This is a genomic window from Bacillus weihaiensis, from assembly GCF_001889165.1.
Lineage (GTDB): Bacteria > Bacillota > Bacilli > Bacillales > Bacillaceae > Metabacillus > Metabacillus weihaiensis.
In genome coordinates this window covers 822,340-840,000 of the sequence record NZ_CP016020.1, presented here as the reverse complement: position 1 = coordinate 840,000, position 17,661 = coordinate 822,340, and the positions used below count along the sequence as shown (strand labels likewise).

The window sequence follows — 17,661 nt, the reverse complement described above, 5'->3', positions numbered from 1 at the left end:
CCGCACTTTTCAACGTGCGTGGGTTCGGGCCTCCATTCAGTGTTACCTGAACTTCACCCTGGACATGGGTAGATCACCTGGTTTCGGGTCTACGACCACGTACTTATTCGCCCTACTTAAGACTCGCTTTCGCTGCGGCTCCGTCTTATCAACTTAACCTTGCACGGGATCGTAACTCGCCGGTTCATTCTACAAAAGGCACGCCATTACCCATTAACGGGCTTTGACTACTTGTAGGCACACGGTTTCAGGATCTGTTTCACTCCCCTTCCGGGGTGCTTTTCACCTTTCCCTCACGGTACTGGTTCACTATCGGTCACTAGGGAGTATTTAGCCTTGGGAGATGGTCCTCCCTGCTTCCGACGGGATTTCACGTGTCCCGCCGTACTCAGGATCCACTCTGGAGGGAACGAAGTTTCAACTACAGGGTTGTTACCTTCTTTGACGGGCCTTTCCAGACCTCTTCATTTACTCCGTTCCTTTGTAACTCCGTATAGAGTGTCCTACAACCCCAAGAGGCAAGCCTCTTGGTTTGGGCTAATTCCGTTTCGCTCGCCGCTACTCAGGAAATCGCGTTTGCTTTCTCTTCCTCCGGGTACTTAGATGTTTCAGTTCCCCGGGTCTGCCTTTATCATCCTATGTATTCAGATGAAAATACTGCTCCATTACGAACAGTGGGTTTCCCCATTCGGAAATCTCCGGATCAAAGCTTACTTACAGCTCCCCGAAGCATATCGGTGTTAGTACCGTCCTTCATCGGCTCCTAGTGCCAAGGCATCCACCGTGCGCCCTTAACAACTTAACCTCATCGACAAATGATAAGCTTCGAATTTCTTCGTTGACTTCGTGCTCTGCGGTGCTCATGTACCAAAAACGTACATTCCGCTCCTCAATCACTCGTCGCCTCGAACTTCTCGCTTCTCCTTTGTCTCAGGAAATCAATACTTACATTGAATCCTGGTTTACATTTATTAAGAGAATCACTAAACTAAGCGTTTAAACTCAGTGAATTACTTGAATTGTTTTCGTTATCTAGTTTTCAAGGAACATAAAACACAGGATCTTCAATGCAAGATGCATTTAGACTCCTATGTATGAGTCTTACTTATTATAGAAAGATCAGATGATCTCTCAAAACTAAACAAAATACCAAGCGTACCTCTATATCCTTAGAAAGGAGGTGATCCAGCCGCACCTTCCGATACGGCTACCTTGTTACGACTTCACCCCAATCATCTGTCCCACCTTAGGCGGCTGGCTCCTTACGGTTACCCCACCGACTTCGGGTGTTACAAACTCTCGTGGTGTGACGGGCGGTGTGTACAAGGCCCGGGAACGTATTCACCGCGGCATGCTGATCCGCGATTACTAGCGATTCCAGCTTCATGCAGGCGAGTTGCAGCCTGCAATCCGAACTGAGAATGGTTTTATGGGATTCGCTTAACTTCGCAGTCTCGCAGCCCTTTGTACCATCCATTGTAGCACGTGTGTAGCCCAGGTCATAAGGGGCATGATGATTTGACGTCATCCCCACCTTCCTCCGGTTTGTCACCGGCAGTCATCTTAGAGTGCCCAACTGAATGCTGGCAACTAAGATCAAGGGTTGCGCTCGTTGCGGGACTTAACCCAACATCTCACGACACGAGCTGACGACAACCATGCACCACCTGTCACTTCGTCCCCCGAAGGGGAACCTTCTATCTCTAGAAGTAGCGAAGGATGTCAAGACCTGGTAAGGTTCTTCGCGTTGCTTCGAATTAAACCACATGCTCCACCGCTTGTGCGGGCCCCCGTCAATTCCTTTGAGTTTCAGTCTTGCGACCGTACTCCCCAGGCGGAGTGCTTAATGCGTTTGCTGCAGCACTAAAGGGCGGAAACCCTCTAACACTTAGCACTCATCGTTTACGGCGTGGACTACCAGGGTATCTAATCCTGTTCGCTCCCCACGCTTTCGCGCCTCAGTGTCAGTTACAGACCAGAAAGTCGCCTTCGCCACTGGTGTTCCTCCAAATCTCTACGCATTTCACCGCTACACTTGGAATTCCACTTTCCTCTTCTGCACTCAAGTTCCCCAGTTTCCAATGACCCTCCACGGTTGAGCCGTGGGCTTTCACATCAGACTTAAGAAACCACCTGCGCGCGCTTTACGCCCAATAATTCCGGACAACGCTTGCCACCTACGTATTACCGCGGCTGCTGGCACGTAGTTAGCCGTGGCTTTCTGGTTAGGTACCGTCAAGGTACTAGCAGTTACTCTAGTACTTGTTCTTCCCTAACAACAGAACTTTACGACCCGAAGGCCTTCATCGTTCACGCGGCGTTGCTCCGTCAGACTTTCGTCCATTGCGGAAGATTCCCTACTGCTGCCTCCCGTAGGAGTCTGGGCCGTGTCTCAGTCCCAGTGTGGCCGATCACCCTCTCAGGTCGGCTACGCATCGTTGCCTTGGTGAGCCGTTACCTCACCAACTAGCTAATGCGCCGCGGGTCCATCTGTAAGTGATAGCTAGAAGCCATCTTTCAATTTCGAACCATGCGGTTCGAAATGTTATCCGGTATTAGCTCCGGTTTCCCGGAGTTATCCCAATCTTACAGGCAGGTTACCCACGTGTTACTCACCCGTCCGCCGCTAGGTCCAAAGACCTCGCTCGACTTGCATGTATTAGGCACGCCGCCAGCGTTCGTCCTGAGCCAGGATCAAACTCTCCAATAAAGTAGTTTGACTTGCTCATGTTTTTTGTACTATATAGTACGTTTTGTTGATTTTAAAATCAACGTTTGATACGCTTGGTTTTGTTTAGTTTTCAAAGATCATGAGTGTTACCTTCTCTCGAAAGCGACCTCTTTAATATATCACTTATCAAACAGCTTGTCAACATTTTTTATTTTTCTTAAAATGCGATAGATAAGTTGTTGTTAGCGACGTTTAATAATATAACACGGACATTTAAAATAAGCAATACATTTTTTAGTTTTTTTAAAAAAACTCACTTTCCTCTTGAATATAACTCTTATGAATACAACTAAACATTGTATCCTTCCCAAATATCCTTACAACTAGATGAACAACTTTCGAAGGTGCAGAATTTTTCTTTCTATAAATGTTGCACAAATGTTTCATGCTGTATCTTTACTTTTTTATGATTGGAGCGGAAGATTGGAGACTCCCGCGTAAGAAGCACGTCATAAAGAGACCCCGCAGGCGTGAGCTTACGAGGCTTTCGGACCGACGTAGGAAGAATTGATTTTAAAAAAGTCGTTAGTTGAGGTTTTTCAACTATTTAAATACTCTCCCCGCGGACAGCGAATACCTGTAGGTAGCAGAGCTAGATATAAATCTATAACTATTATTTCTTATCTTTGAGTACAAAAGACAAGAGGATTATCTTTAAATAGAATTAATCTAGATGGAGATAACGATTTTCAAGCAAAACAATCACTTCATGCTCACTTACATTCCCGACATCTAGATAATGTTGTTTTAGAATTCCAAAAGCTTCTATGGAAGGTGGTTCCTTCCCTTCTACTATTGCCTGTTTGTAAAGAGTAGGAGCTAACTCAATATGCTTATAACAATATTCAATACATTGATTAAAGTAGCTTTGATTATGAGTAGACCATTCATTATATAATTGAACTAGTACTTTATACGCTCGGTGACAAACGTAAGGAATATCAGTCCTTAAGAGGATCTCTTTTAGTAATTTTTCCACTAGGCCATATCTCCCCTCTTGATAAGCCCAAGAGACGTTCCCTAATAAAAACTCATAATCTTTTCTCTTCGTTTTTAATGTACTATTTCGATCATCCAGATCTTGTGGTTGAATTCTTCCTCCATATGATCTCTTTGCACAACTTCTAATAAACCCCCTCTCATTACTATCCAATTCACTCCAAAACTCTTCTAACTTTAGTTGATGAACGATTCCTCCATAATGGTTTGCGTTTAGTTCTTCTTTTTTATATGGAGTTGTCATCAGATTTTTAAACGTAAATAATTTCTTAATTCCCATTCCCATCACCTCTTTAGTACATAGTGATGAAGTATATGAGTCAAGCTTCCACTTCATGACACTGGTCTATTTCTTCTTTCATTCATTTATTAAAGCTACTAAAAAAAGAAGTCCATTACCTCTAACTAAAGCCCAAGTCACCGCTAATCAGTAAAAAAAAACGAAGCGTATTGGAATAGAAGAAACGGTTCTCCTTCAATTCTTATTCAATGATTCACTTTCATTGATGCTTATTTAAGGAGGCACAGACCTACAGAATTTAGCTACCTTTTACATTTTAGCTATTGATCAAGTGTCCGATTTGGTTGAACTCACTCCAGTTGCTCACTTTACGTGGGACGGAGGGTATGCCTTTTCGGTGTAAATGCCTGTGGGATCTCACCTGTCCTACTCATCCACAGGAGTGTCACACTTTCCCTCCATTCAACCTAGAATAGTTTTCATTCAAAGAAACCTATTTAAAAAGAACAATCTGCTATAAAAGAACTCAGAATTAAACCTTAAGCAGCTTGCGACTGATTTAACATAGCATTGATACGTTCTTCAAAAAAACAAATTCAAACAAGGTTCTTGTTATCAACCATTGATTAAAGTATATTGGTAGTAAAATATATATAACCACAAGGGGAGCCTTGGCTGAGATTGGACGATTGTCCTGACCCTTTGAACCTGTTAGTTAAGACTAGCGTAGGAATGTGGATGACAAATAAAGAGTGTTCATATCATTGTTTCTATCTCCGGGTTTCCTTCTGGTTTAAAGTAGGAAAGAGGTTATCCATCATGCAAAGTAATCGAAGATTGTTATTTTTAGTAGAAGTGGCTATATTATCAGCCTTAGCATTATTACTAGATTTCTCTTCTAGTTTTATCCTTAAACTTCCACAAGGTGGTTCCGTTTCAATTGGAATGATCCCTATTTTTATTATGTCATACAGATGGGGATTAAAAGGTGGGCTATCGACTGGTTTTCTATTAGGTTTATTACAGGCCATCCTAACCCCGCAAATTTTCCACCCCGTACAAGGATTTATTGATTATTATCTCGCTTTTACGGTAGTAGGATTTAGCGGATTATTGTTTAAACCAGTTAAAAACTCTTTATTAGCGAACAAAAAGAACAGAGCAATGATCTATATTTCACTTGGGATCATACTTGGAGGACTACTCCGACTAGTCATGCATGTCATTTCTGGCGTATTCTTCTTTGCTTCATTCGCACCAGAAGGTACACCTGTGCTTTTATACTCTATAAGCTATAATGCATCTTATATGATTCCAACTATTATCATTTCTGCTATTATCGTCAATATTCTATTAATCGCCTCACCTAGATTAATTAATAAGAAGTAACAAAAGAGGATGGGACAGAAGTGCCTGGCACCTTATCGTAACGACTATATGTACGCACTGATTTATCTAGTGCACACATTAGATTGTATCGGAGGGTGCCTGGCTCTTTGTTTTGTCCCAGCCTCTTTTTCTTCTAGCAAAAATAATTATCTACAAAAAAGCACAAAAACAAATCATATTATTAAGAGGAATTGCATTTACTAGAGTATAGAACTAGATAATACGGAGGAATGGACGATGAACTTGATTTATTCTATTATGCTACTTACACTTTTTCTATCCATTATTAATTTTTTGTACGGGTATAAAGAGGCTCTTCGAGTAAGTAATGCCGAAGGACCTGTACAGGGAATCCCCCTTATGATAAGCCTTCCATTAGGATTTATCTTTGCCTATTTATCTACCGTTTTCTATCAACTCATCTAAAAGAAAGGTCTTTCATACGAGACATTTCAGACTGTAGACAAACTCGGGTAAAAATCGGGTTTGTCTACAGTCTTTTTTTGGCTTAAAGTGAAAGGTGGTTGTTGATATTCATTCCAAACTTCGCTTTCCGCGGGACTAACGGTGAGCCTTCCGCTACAATCAACAGAACTATAAACTTCATGTGCAGTAGTAATTAAACTACAGGTAAAGTATCAAAACAACACAGTCTATCCCGGTTATCTTTTCTACTAAAATAATCCTTTTGTCTACAACCTGTTTTCTTCTTCTTACAAACTTCTATTTACACAAACTAATCACGTCTAGCTATTATTCTAAAAAAGAATGTTATTTTCCAAAGAGTGACCTCATAGATATCAAATAAAGCAACGATCTAGGAGGCATCCTTGAGTAAAATAAAATTTCTTTTTACGTACATTATTCGGTTATTATTGTTGCTAGTCGTAATCTTTCTGGCTTCACAATTCATTTACTCATTTTTACCTTTAAACTTTAGCTTACGTATTAGCACATCATTATCCATTTATTCACTTTTTTGTTTCATATTTATCCTCTTTATAAATAAAAGGAATTCATATTTTAAGGTAACAGGTAAACCAAAAGAACTTATCTGCCTGATTCTCATTTTACTTATGTTTACATCAGCATACTTTAGTTCTACGACTTATTTAATTACTTCTGAACTTGGGAATCAACTTAGCTTTAAAGAGAAATTATCCATTTATACGTTTCAATTTTCGAATCTCCGCACTCATCAGACAAACTACAATAGATTAAAAATAGATAAATCAGTAAGTGTTTATGGAAATGTTCATATTTATTATCAAGAGAGTGAGGAAGAACTCTTACCAGTCATCCATCATTCAATCGATCAAGCTGAAGCATTAACTACAAAGCTTTTAGGTAATGTTGAGGACAGCTCTATTGATTTAATCCTTCATGAATCTACTGAAGAACTCTATAATCAAACATCTTTAGAACAAACAATGGGATATTTCGATGATCCTAATGACATTATGGGCATTGCCATTACGGATTTACCAGCTATTTTAGATGATCAACTACCTCATTCCTTTCATTTTAGAAGTACCATTTTACATGAATATACACACTATCGATTACAAGCCTATATTAGGCAAGAAGGACTTTATCTTTATCGGATTCCCTTGTGGTTTCATGAGGGTGTGGCGGAATATATCGGGATGAATAATGTAGCTCATCCCCTTCACTCATTTGAGGAAACTGACTTTAAGCATCTTGTTACACACCAAGATTGGGAAGAGTATCGACTAAGAGGGTATCATGTTTATCTTCAAAGTTATTACGCAATAAAATTTATCATTGATACTTATGGAGAAGAAATCATCCGTGACATTATTGAAAAGACAGCTATAACCAATGATTTTGAGGAAGGATTCAAAGAAGCTACTGGATTAACAATAGAAATGCTTCAAGAAAAGTACATCCAAATAAAGCCTGCTTAGCTAGCAGGCTTTACTTTAGAACGTATTTGCTTTGTCAGTCTTTTTTCTAGTAAGAAGAACATAATCCCTACCATGATAACCAAACCACCTACTGCTTGTGAAAGGATTATTCTCTCATTCAGAAAATAATAGGCGAGTACGATAGAGCCAACAGGTTCAAGTAAAATCATGACAGATATTGTGTTCGTGCTAACCCACTTCAATGACCAATTAAATAGTGAATGGCCTAAAAGCGTCGGAATAATGGCCAGCAGCAAAAAGTTATACCAATCCCATGAAGGATATGAAAACATAGGATATTGTAAGAATAAACAATATAAGAGCAAGGTAAAAGAACTAATACCGTATACAATAAACGTATAAAGGGTAAGTGAATGACGCTTCCTTATTCCCTGTCCAACTAATAGATAGGCTGTAATCATGGCGCAAGCAGCCAGAGCTAATAGGTCTCCAAAAAGAGCAAGACCACTTATCCGAAAATCACCCCAACTAATTATAACACTCCCAATAATGGCAAGTATTCCACTACTTATTGCAACTCTAGTAACCTTTTCTTTAAAGAATAAATACGTGCCAATAAAGGCAAAAAGCGGTTGTAGAGTGACAAGAACAACTGAACTTGCAACAGAAGTATAATTCAAAGATTCGAACCAAACTATAAAATGAAATGCCAAAAGAACTCCTGCTAAAATGGAATAACCCCAGTCTTTTTTCGTCAGACCTTTAACATCCTTAACATGTTTAGTCAAAAATAAGGGCATTAGTAACAGTGTTGCAAAGAATAAACGATAAAACGCAGTAACTGCTGCTGGTGCAGAAGTTAACTTTACGAAAATAGCAGAAGTTGAAACGGCAATAACTCCTACTAGTAACGCAGCATAAGGATAAACATTAGATGACTTCACGCCAAATACTCCTCTCTATCACCTAGTTCACTTAATTTTAAAGGCTGTGTGTATGTATGTGATGACTTTGTTGAAATGTACACGCAAAGCTAAAAAATGAATCTTTTATAAAACCTTCAATAGTTTACCATAGTTCAGGAGGGAAAGAATAAAAATGATGTAGAAATATTGATTCTAGCTCATTCTGACTATCATAGTATACTAATGTAAGGAACCTATTTTTTAAAGGGAGAGATGACATGAAATTACAACTCGATACTAGTAGAAAAGAAGTTGTTCAATCAGTAGAAATGGTTTCAGAAGATGAGATGAATTTAAAACCTACAGACACAACATGGAGTATCAGTCAGGTGTTAGAACATTTATACAAAACCGAAAAAGAAATAACAAAAGCTATTCACTATACTTTGACCTTACCCGAGCAGGAGCCACTGCCAGATAAACCGATAGCTCTCACTCTTGATCGAACATTCAAAATCAAAGCTAAAAATTCCATCGTTCCGTCAGAAAAGAAAATGAACAAACAACAATTGTTGACAGATTTAGAATCATCTAGAAAAGAATTATTTACTCTCATAGATTCCATTCCGAACGATATTGATTTAACAACTCGAGGATTTATACACCCGGCTTTTAAAACCCTCTCTTTAAAGCAATGGATCGAATTTATCGGGTACCATGAGAGACGACATCTTGAACAAATTCATGAAATTAAGGACGCTGTAAGAAAAAGAAATACCTCAGCTCAATCGAAATCTTAATAGATCAACAAGTACTTTAAACGTCTTTATCCCTTAGCTGGTTCTACTAATAAGGATTAGCGCCATACCTTCTCATCGTAAAGAAAATACATCACCCGCAAAGGCGCTCTTGTTTGGCTAAAATGAAAACTAGGTAAGGAAAGAGTGACCTTTAACGCACTCTCTTCTTACCCAAACTTTTATAGATTACACCTCGGAATCCACACTACTATCCTCATTCCTATTTTCCTTTATATCATGTCCTTTATGACCTTTATTGTGTTTACCGATATGCCATAGTTTTTCCTTATTAAAAGGAAACAACTCCTGATCAATGGCTTCATCAGCATGATTCGTAAGTATTTCTTTCATTAATTCTTTTGTACTTTTATCCTCAATGTCAATATTTAATTTTTCAGCAGTTTGAATTACTTTTTTACTACGTACTTCCTTAGCAAGTTCTTTAGAGTCCTTCCCTTCCACTTCGATATCAAGCTCCTCTGCTTCCTTTTTCACAGACGCCTCAAACACATCCTTGGCAATTTCCTTTAATTCCTTTCCTTCTGTATCAATAGAAAACTCCTTCGCTCTTTTTAGAATATGTGCTTCCTTTACTTCCTTCATTAACTCTTTTGTCTCTTTTCCTTCTGTTTCAATCCCAAGCTCTTTTGCTTCCTCCATAAGGAGTAATTCACGAACTTCATTTGCTATTTCCTTTGTTGTTTTCCCTTCCGTCGAAACCCCAAGTTTTTCAGCTTGTTTTTTTATCCATTCACTTTTGATCCCATGACCAACTTTTTGCGGCTTTTCTTGATCTGTTTGTACTACAGTAGGTTTCTCATCTGCAAATGCTGAATGAATACCTACTGCTCCTAACGTCAAAGCGCCTACTGCTAAACCTGAAATAACTAATTTTCTCATGTTTTTCCCTCCATTTTTTTCACTTTACATTCCTAGCTATTAAAATAGAGAATGTAATAGGAAACCATTGATCAATCGACTAACTATCCTGCCCGACACTATTAGTCTGACCAAAAAATATGAATAAATTGTTAACAAACTATTTCATATTATTGAATTATCCTGTAAGAATTATGTGTCCTACTGTATTTACATATATAATGGGGAATAGCATTTATATGATGAGGAGTGACGATTATGAAAACGGCTGTCGTTATCGGAGGCGGCATTACTGGCCTAACGACAATGTACTATCTTCAAAAATACATACTTGAACATACTATTGATCTTAAATTAATTCTTATTGAACAGAATGAAAGACTCGGTGGGAAAATTAAAACAGTTTCTGATGGAGAATTTGTGATGGAAACGGGCGCTGACTCGATTGTAGCAAGAAATGAAGGGGTCCTTCCATTCATTAAAGAGCTTCAGCTAGAAGATGAAATTGTATATAACGAAACGGGAATCTCTTATATATATACAAATAATAAGCTCAAACCGATTCCTGCAGATACAGTGTTTGGCATTCCAACAAGTATAACGTCTTTATTTACTAGCACTCTTATCACACCAAAAGGTAAGATAGAAGCATTGAAAGATTTTGTAAAGAAAAACAAAACTTATACAAAAAATAGCTCAGTAGGAGAATTTTTGGAAGCTTTTCTGGGAAAGGAGATTGTTGAGAATCAGATTGCACCTGTCCTTTCCGGTGTATATTCCGGTAGTTTAGACAAGTTAACCATGTCATCAACCTTACCCTATTTAGTTGATTACAAAAATCAATATGGAAGTATAATCCGTGGCATGTCCAAAAACAAAGAAAAATTCCAATCAAAAAGTCAAAAGAAATTTCTTTCTTTTAAAAACGGTCTTTCTCACATGATTGATGTACTTGAAGAGAAGTTAACCGAAGCAGACATCTATAAAGGTATGAAAACAGTGAGGATCGATAAAAAAGCAAGTCAATACGAGATAACAGTAGAGAATGGCGAGACAATCACTACCGATTATCTTGTGCTAACAACACCACATGATGTCACAAAGAATCTATTAACAGACGATGACCTAAATGATGAATTTAACAAGCTGAAAAACTCATCGTTAATTAGTATTTACCTTGGCTTCCACCTACCAGATAAAGAGCTACCTGCTGATGGAACAGGTTTTATTGTTACGGAAAACAGTGATTTACATTGCAATGCATGTACGTGGACAAGTAAAAAGTGGGCACATACGTCAAGTAAGCAAAACTTGTTAGTTCGCTTGTTCTATAAAAGCACGAATCCTGTTTTCGAGGATTTAAAGAAAATGAACGAACAGCAGCTCATTCAAACCGCTTTAAAGGATATTGAAAAAAGCTTACATATTACATCAAAGCCTACATCTGTTACAGTTACACCATGGAATGATCTCATGCCTACCTACCATTTAGGTCATCAGCATGCCGTTAAGGCTTTAAATGACAAACTATCAAAGTCATATCCTCACCTTTATTTAGCTGGGGCATCCTACTTCGGAGTAGGAATTGCGGCATGTATTAAAAACGGGAAAGAAACCGCAGAGAAAATAATCCAATCTTTATCCTAATGTTACTTTGTCTTTTCATTAAATAGGATATAATTCCTGAATCCTCCAGCAAGAAAAGCCAGTACCTAAGTATCAGGCTATTCTTGCTGGTCACTTTTAACGTTTATCCTAAAGATAGACTCGTTTTACCCCTTCTACATTTTAGACTGAACGTTCTCTTTTATATGGTTAGAATCCCTCCTTTATCCATACTCCCTTTTATTTTTTCGTTTCAAAACAACACAGCAAAGAACCTCACTCCTAAAAAGAAGATGAGGCTCTGTTTAAGTATGATGATTCTACTTCCAATACACCTAAAGGTTTCCCAAGCAAGTATCCCTGTCCTAAAGTACAATTCAATTCAACAAGTTTAGTTAGCTGTTCTTCCGTTTCAATTCCCTCAGCAACAATAGTGAGATTCAGAGTATTTCCAATATCAATAATAGCTTTTACCAATAAACTATTTTTCTCATTATCTACTAATCCTCGGATAAAAGATTGATCTATTTTCAATGTATCGATAGGTAAATCATTGATAAAATTTAGTGAAGAGTATCCTGTACCAAAGTCATCAATGGAGATCCCTACCCCTCTATCCCTAAGAGCATGAAGTTGTGGAATAATGAGATTAAAATCAGCTATTAAACTTTCTGTAATTTCGATTTCAAGTAGTTCAGCATCAATCCTATGATCACCCAGGCATTTCTCAATATAACTCACCAGCTTATTATCTTTGAATTGCCTTTGTGAGACATTAACCGATACCTTAACAAGAGGAAGTCCTTTTGATCTCCACTTAGACATCTGACATAAAACATGATCAATGATCCAATTTCCAATATCAGTGATTAATCCTGTATCTTCTGCAATCGGTATAAATTCAGCAGGAGAAACCATTCCCAATGAAGGATTCTTCCATCTAATAAGGGCTTCAAAACCTACTAATGAAGAATCAACTAAATTCCACTTTGGTTGATAATGAATAAAAAATTCATGATTAGCAATCGCTTTTCTTAGTGCATGTTCAATAATCGATTCTCTTTCTAATCGGATTTTAAGCTCATTATCAAAAAACTTATACGTATTTTTTCCATCCATTTTCGCATGTAACATAGCTGTATCGGCCAACTTAATTAGTTCATCATAATTAGTTGTATCCTCAGAGTAACGACAAATCCCAATACTCGCTGTTATCATAACATTTTTACCAAAAATGAGATAAGGTTCTTTAAAAAGGCTAATAAGCTCGATAGCCATGTTCTCAATATAGTCATGATGTCCATTCTGTATAAGGACTATAAACTCATCTCCTCCAAGATGATAGACCCTTCCATATTCATTTTGAATGGAGAGCAATCTCTTAGCAACCATTACTAATAATTCATCACCATACTTATGACCAAGTGTATCGTTCACCATTTTAAATCGATCTAAATCAATATATAAGATCGATGTATCAACCGAACCCTTTTTATTTTCACTTAAATCAACTAGTAATTTACGTCGATTAGGGAGATTCGTTAGCACATCATGTTCAGCTACATACTTAATATTGGCTAGATATTGTTGTTGTTCCGAAATATCACGCACTACACAAATCACTTTGTTCGTACCTTCAATGATAGAAAGATGTATTTCTTGTGGAAAAGTAGAGCCATCTTTTCTTATCCCTATTGTCTCTCCTTTCCACTTTCCATCCTTTAATAATGGAGGTATAGATGTTTCTAGTTTTCTCAGATTATCTCTAGAATAGCATTGTCTCCAAGTCATATTTAATAACTCTTCTGCGCTATAACCATAGAGGTTCTGATGAGATTTATTCACATATTCAAACTGTCCTTTATCATTTGTAATACCAATGCCGATTGGAACAGATTCTAACGCAAAAGCGTAATCAAGTAAAGTTTTCTGAGTTAAGCCGAACTCTTTTCTAGAATGAATATATTTATCTAGCTGAAAACCAATTATCCAACCTATACAAACGTTTGCTAAATTGACAACGATCACTTGAATGATATATTTTTCTAAATTCAACTGTGAAAATATGATAAAATTAACGACTAAAAGGACTAAAGTGAGAGTTATTCGCCAGGTGTATTTCATTCTATCTCCTTAAAAAATCGTATAAATAAATGCAATAATAAAATAGGTAGTAAAAGGAAATAATATAGTACATTATCCTCTTTATTTTTTCATCATTTTATATCCATGAACTGATTATAACAAATAAAAACATCTTTTTTAACCATTCGACAAAAACTTTATACAACTAGTACGAAAGAAAAATAAACGTGGTCCTCTTTAAACATAATATAATCCTGTTAATTTCGGCTCAACCTAATTTACTAGAAAGGCTATTCTCTTTATACATTTGACGCCCATTCCCATTATCTCTAAATTCTCATTCATCATTTTATCCTCGTACACAAGATGAGAGTCACTCTCTTTACAGGTGAGAATGTTTCTCGGAAGTGACAATCCATCCTTATAAACAAAAAAACGTTCTCCCCATATAAGGATAGAACGTTTTTTTATTTATGACGCTGTGTCACTTTCCGAGAACTGACTTTGATACAATTCCGTGTAAAAACCATTCAGCGCTAGCAGCTCCTTATGATTTCCTTTTTCAATGATATCCCCGTCTTTCATGACAAGAATTAAGTCTGCATCCTTAATGGTGGACAAGCGGTGAGCGATAACAAAGCTGGTTCTTCCTTCTAAAAGCTTTGTCATTGCTTTTTGAATTTTCATTTCCGTTCTTGTATCTACACTACTTGTCGCTTCATCTAACAAGAGAATTTTCGGCTTTGCGAGTAGCGCTCTTGCAATAGTTAGTAGCTGACGCTGTCCTTGGGAGAGGTTTGTTGCATCTTCACCAAGAACCGTCTCATAGCCTTCTGGAAGAGTCCGGATAAAATCATCTGCATAAGCATGTTTAGCCGCTTCTTCAATTTCATCTGCTGTCGCAGCTTTATTCCCATACCCGATATTTTCTCGAATCGTGCCACCAAATAACCAAGTATCCTGTAACACCATTGCATAGAGACTTCGAACCTGCTCTCTACTCATCTCAGTTAGGGAAACACCATCAATTTTAATAGCCCCACTATTTATTTCATAAAATCGCATAAGTAAATTTACTAACGTTGTTTTTCCTGCACCGGTCGGACCAACAATCGCCACAGTTTGACCTTCCTCTACTTCTAAACTCACATTTTGAATAATTGGCTCATCTTTTTTATACCCAAACTGTACGTGATCAAAGGTTACACGTCCTTTAAGAGCCTTCACATGGATAGTTGAAGGTATTTCTTTTTCTTCTTCCTCTTCATCAAGTAAAAGAAACACTCGCTCAGCAGAAGCAATAGCTACCTGAATCATATTGGCAATACCTGCTACTTGCGCTAACGGCTGAGAGATTTGCTGTGTATATTGGATGAAGGCCTGTACGTCACCAACTCGTATACTCCCGTTTAGCACTAGTAGTCCACCGGAGATTGACACAATAATAAAACCCAAATTCCCTACAAACCCCATCAAGGGCATCATAAGGCCTGATAAAAACTGTGCTCTCCAGCTTGACTGATATAACCGATCATTAATTGTGTCAAATGCTTCAATTGCTTTTTCCTCATGTCCATACGCTTTTACAACTCGGTGTCCTGTGAACATTTCTTCAATATGCCCGTTTATATGACCTAATTCCTCTTGCTGCCTTACAAAGTGTTTCTGTGAAAACTTTGTAATAAACCTTGCGACAGCTAAACTAAGAGGGATGGTCACAAACACGACTAATGTTAACAGTGGACTAATAAAAATCATCATAATGATAATTCCTATTATGGAGATAACGGAATTAATCACTTGAGTAAGCGCTTGTTGTAAAGAGTTGTTGATATTATCAATGTCATTTACCGCCCTACTTAATAAGTCCCCGTGTGAATGCTGATCAAAATAACGCAAAGGCATACGTGATAGCTTTTCATTTACTTCCTGACGCAGCTTCGCAACAGTACGCTGAGAAATTCCTGCCATAATATATTGCTGTACATAGGCAAAAATGGAAGACAGGAAATACAATAGAAGTAGGGTTAATAAGATTTGAGAAATAAATTCAAAATCAATTCCTCGATTTGATGTAAAGCTTTCAAAAATAGATGAGGTTGCATCTCCTAATAATTTAGGGCTAATCACATTAAAGAGTGTTGATAAAATGGCTGCAGCTGCAACAAATAGCAAACGATTCTTCCAAGGCGACAAGTATCCTAAAAGACGCTTAAATGTTTTTTTGAAATTCTTCGGCTTCTCAACTGGCATACCTGGTGCCTGATGTCTACCTCCACCCATTGGACCTCTTCCACTCATGCTCCCACCTCCCCACTTTGTTGTGAAGCGACGATTTCTTGGTACACAGGGTTACTTTCAACTAACTCATCATGCGTTCCGATTCCTACAATTTCCCCATCATTTAACACAATGATTTTCTCCGCATCTTTAACAGTACTAACTCGTTGGGCCACAACAAGAATTGTAGCTTGTGATGTTTCCTTTTTAAGTGCATCTCTAAGCTTCCGGTCCGTCTGATAATCAAGCGCTGAGAAACTATCATCAAATAAATAGATCAGTGGTTTTCTCACAAGTGAACGTGCTATAGAAAGTCGTTGCTTTTGACCACCAGATAAATTAGAGCCAGCCTGTTCTAACTGACTATGAATTCCGCTATCTCTTTTTAATACGAACTCAAGTGCTTGAGCGGTTTCTAAAGAAGTCAATATCTCTTCTTCTGAGGCTTGTTCATTACCATAACGCATATTTTCTGCAATCGTGCCACTGAACAATGTTGCTTTCTGTGGGACATATCCAATCTTCTTCCGTAGCGTACTTTGTTTCAACTGTTTTATATTTACTCCATCAATCAAAATTGACCCGCTTTCCACATCATAAAAACGTGGTATCAATTGAAGAAGTGTTGATTTTCCTGAACCAGTACTTCCAATGATGGCGGTTGTTTCACCAGGTTTCGCTGTAAAAGAAAGAGCTCTTAGCACCGGTTTTTCAGCCCCCTCATAACGAAAGGTCACATTCTGAAACTCAATAACACCCTCTTGAAAGGTCCCTTGTTCTTCTGATTCTGGATCCTTAATCATTGGAGCTGTTAATAATACCTCGTTCAATCTCTTTGCTGAAACCTGTGCCCGTGGAATCATAATAAATGCCATAGACAGCATTATTAATGACATTAAAATCATGGCTGCATACTGGATAAAGGCCAAAAGGTTTCCGACCTGCATATCACCTTGGTCAATTCTCATAGCACCGAACCAAATGATTGCGATATTCGTAAAGTTCATAATGATTAACATGATTGGAAATAAAGTAGCCATTAACTTTCCAACCTTTATTCCGGTATCTCGAAAATCCTCATTCGCCTCATTAAAACGTGTTTTTTCAAACTCTACTTGATTAAAGGCCCTCACAACACGAACACCCGTTAATCCTTCTCTTAATAACAGCGTTAATCGATCTGTCTTCTTCTGTAAGGCTGAAAATAAGGGAATGGCTTTTCTTGCAATGAACACAATAACAATTGCCAATATAGGTAAGGCTCCTAAGAAAACAAGTGATAAAGACGCATCTCTTGATATAGCAAGAAACACACCACCTATTAACATTAATGGCGCTCTCGTCATTAATCTCTGCATCATATTCACAACATCTTGAACGACCTTCACATCATTCGTCGTTCTAGTAATCAAAGAAGCTGAACCAAATTTTTCATACTCCTCTAATGAAAAATGCTCAATATGGACAAAAAGTCTTTTTCTCATATCTCGTCCAAATCCTAATGAAACCTTTGAAGCAAAATAACTAACCGTCACCATTAAACTAATAGCCATCAACGCACATAAGAGCATAAGCCCACCTGTTTGTAAGATAAACGGTATATCCTGTTGAACAATCCCAATATCAACAATCTCAGCCATTAAGGTTGGTAAATATAATTCAAACAAAATCGCTACTAATGAAAAAAACACAACCAAAACAAGCTTCCCTCTATAAGGCTTTAAGTATTTCACCATCTCAATCATGCTATCACCCACTTTATTTATGTACTTTCCTTGTTCATTCATAAATTATAGTATAGACAAAATATTTAACCTAATGAAATACCTTCACTTTACTGAAAAAATAGATTCTTTAT

General features: G+C 37.7%; 11 protein-coding genes, 2 rRNA genes and 1 riboswitch (1 of these 14 only partly in view). Of the genes, 5 read left to right on the top strand and 8 right to left on the bottom strand.

Annotation, left to right across the window (positions count from 1 at the left end; all coding sequences use genetic code 11):
- From A9C19_RS03940 to A9C19_RS03930, 3 genes are all read right to left on the bottom strand, one after another.
- Positions 1 to 805: ribosomal RNA gene (locus A9C19_RS03940) — 23S ribosomal RNA — on the bottom strand (it extends 2,125 nt beyond the left edge of the window).
- A gap of 368 nt (positions 806 to 1,173) precedes the next feature.
- Positions 1,174 to 2,710, bottom strand: a 16S ribosomal RNA gene (locus A9C19_RS03935).
- Together the 16S and 23S rRNA genes form the textbook arrangement of a ribosomal RNA operon.
- Positions 2,711 to 3,395: 685 nt before the next feature.
- Positions 3,396 to 4,010 carry a hypothetical protein gene (locus tag A9C19_RS03930; RefSeq protein ID WP_072578751.1) on the bottom strand — a complete coding sequence of 205 codons (615 nt, stop codon included), beginning with the start codon at positions 4,008 to 4,010 and terminating at the stop codon, positions 3,396 to 3,398.
- 613 nt (positions 4,011 to 4,623) lie between these two features.
- A riboswitch (TPP riboswitch) is annotated at positions 4,624 to 4,721 on the top strand.
- Positions 4,722 to 4,790: 69 nt separating this feature from the next.
- Here A9C19_RS03930 and thiT point away from each other — a divergent pair.
- The 3 genes from thiT to A9C19_RS03915 all read left to right on the top strand — a co-directional run bounded on the left by thiT (position 4,791) and on the right by A9C19_RS03915 (position 7,288).
- On the top strand, positions 4,791 to 5,360 hold the full coding sequence (gene thiT / locus A9C19_RS03925; protein WP_072578750.1) for an energy-coupled thiamine transporter ThiT: 570 nt from the start codon (positions 4,791 to 4,793) through the stop codon (positions 5,358 to 5,360).
- 237 nt (positions 5,361 to 5,597) lie between these two features.
- A complete protein-coding gene (locus tag A9C19_RS03920; RefSeq protein ID WP_072578749.1) occupies positions 5,598 to 5,786 on the top strand; it encodes a hypothetical protein in 189 nt (62 codons plus the stop codon).
- A gap of 404 nt (positions 5,787 to 6,190) precedes the next feature.
- Positions 6,191 to 7,288, top strand: coding sequence for a gluzincin family metallopeptidase (locus tag A9C19_RS03915; RefSeq protein ID WP_072578748.1), 1,098 nt, complete (start codon positions 6,191 to 6,193; stop codon positions 7,286 to 7,288).
- Here the strand turns inward: A9C19_RS03915 and A9C19_RS03910 are convergent.
- Positions 7,285 to 8,193, bottom strand: coding sequence for a DMT family transporter (locus A9C19_RS03910; protein WP_072578747.1), 909 nt, complete (start codon positions 8,191 to 8,193; stop codon positions 7,285 to 7,287). The genes A9C19_RS03915 and A9C19_RS03910 overlap by 4 nt on opposite strands.
- A gap of 239 nt (positions 8,194 to 8,432) precedes the next feature.
- Here A9C19_RS03910 and A9C19_RS03905 point away from each other — a divergent pair, with 239 nt between their 5' ends.
- Positions 8,433 to 8,954 carry a DinB family protein gene (locus A9C19_RS03905; RefSeq protein ID WP_072578746.1) on the top strand — a complete coding sequence of 174 codons (522 nt, stop codon included), beginning with the start codon at positions 8,433 to 8,435 and terminating at the stop codon, positions 8,952 to 8,954.
- 186 nt (positions 8,955 to 9,140) lie between these two features.
- Here the strand turns inward: A9C19_RS03905 and A9C19_RS03900 are convergent, their stop codons facing one another.
- Positions 9,141 to 9,854, bottom strand: coding sequence for a hypothetical protein (locus A9C19_RS03900; protein WP_072578745.1), 714 nt, complete (start codon positions 9,852 to 9,854; stop codon positions 9,141 to 9,143).
- A gap of 237 nt (positions 9,855 to 10,091) precedes the next feature.
- On the opposite strand from A9C19_RS03900, the gene A9C19_RS03895 reads away from it, so the two are divergent.
- Positions 10,092 to 11,480: a protoporphyrinogen oxidase gene (locus tag A9C19_RS03895; protein ID WP_072578744.1), complete on the top strand. Its 1,389-nt coding sequence runs from the start codon at positions 10,092 to 10,094 to the stop codon at positions 11,478 to 11,480.
- Positions 11,481 to 11,720: 240 nt separating this feature from the next.
- On the opposite strand, the gene A9C19_RS03890 is transcribed toward A9C19_RS03895, so the two are convergent.
- The 3 genes from A9C19_RS03890 to A9C19_RS03880 all read right to left on the bottom strand — a co-directional run bounded on the left by A9C19_RS03890 (position 11,721) and on the right by A9C19_RS03880 (position 17,548).
- Positions 11,721 to 13,562 carry a sensor domain-containing protein gene (locus A9C19_RS03890; protein ID WP_072578743.1) on the bottom strand — a complete coding sequence of 614 codons (1,842 nt, stop codon included), beginning with the start codon at positions 13,560 to 13,562 and terminating at the stop codon, positions 11,721 to 11,723.
- Between the two features lie 432 nt (positions 13,563 to 13,994).
- Entirely contained in the window at positions 13,995 to 15,824 is a 1,830-nt protein-coding gene (locus A9C19_RS03885; protein WP_072578742.1) for an ABC transporter ATP-binding protein, read from the bottom strand.
- Positions 15,821 to 17,548 (bottom strand): ABC transporter ATP-binding protein, encoded by a 1,728-nt coding sequence (locus A9C19_RS03880; RefSeq protein ID WP_072578741.1) that lies wholly within the window; start codon positions 17,546 to 17,548, stop codon positions 15,821 to 15,823. Before A9C19_RS03880 ends, A9C19_RS03885 begins: the two co-directional genes overlap by 4 nt.
- Positions 17,549 to 17,661 lie beyond the last annotated feature (113 nt).

Coding starts and splice junctions, on each gene's coding strand:
- A9C19_RS03930 (WP_072578751.1), bottom strand. CDS start 4,010: ATGGGAATTAAGAAATTATTTACGTTTAAAAATCTGATGACAACTCCA.
- thiT (WP_072578750.1), top strand. CDS start 4,791: ATGCAAAGTAATCGAAGATTGTTATTTTTAGTAGAAGTGGCTATATTA.
- A9C19_RS03920 (WP_072578749.1), top strand. CDS start 5,598: ATGAACTTGATTTATTCTATTATGCTACTTACACTTTTTCTATCCATT.
- A9C19_RS03905 (WP_072578746.1), top strand. CDS start 8,433: ATGAAATTACAACTCGATACTAGTAGAAAAGAAGTTGTTCAATCAGTA.
- A9C19_RS03900 (WP_072578745.1), bottom strand. CDS start 9,854: ATGAGAAAATTAGTTATTTCAGGTTTAGCAGTAGGCGCTTTGACGTTA.
- A9C19_RS03895 (WP_072578744.1), top strand. CDS start 10,092: ATGAAAACGGCTGTCGTTATCGGAGGCGGCATTACTGGCCTAACGACA.
- A9C19_RS03890 (WP_072578743.1), bottom strand. CDS start 13,562: ATGAAATACACCTGGCGAATAACTCTCACTTTAGTCCTTTTAGTCGTT.
- A9C19_RS03885 (WP_072578742.1), bottom strand. CDS start 15,824: ATGAGTGGAAGAGGTCCAATGGGTGGAGGTAGACATCAGGCACCAGGT.
- A9C19_RS03880 (WP_072578741.1), bottom strand. CDS start 17,548: ATGATTGAGATGGTGAAATACTTAAAGCCTTATAGAGGGAAGCTTGTT.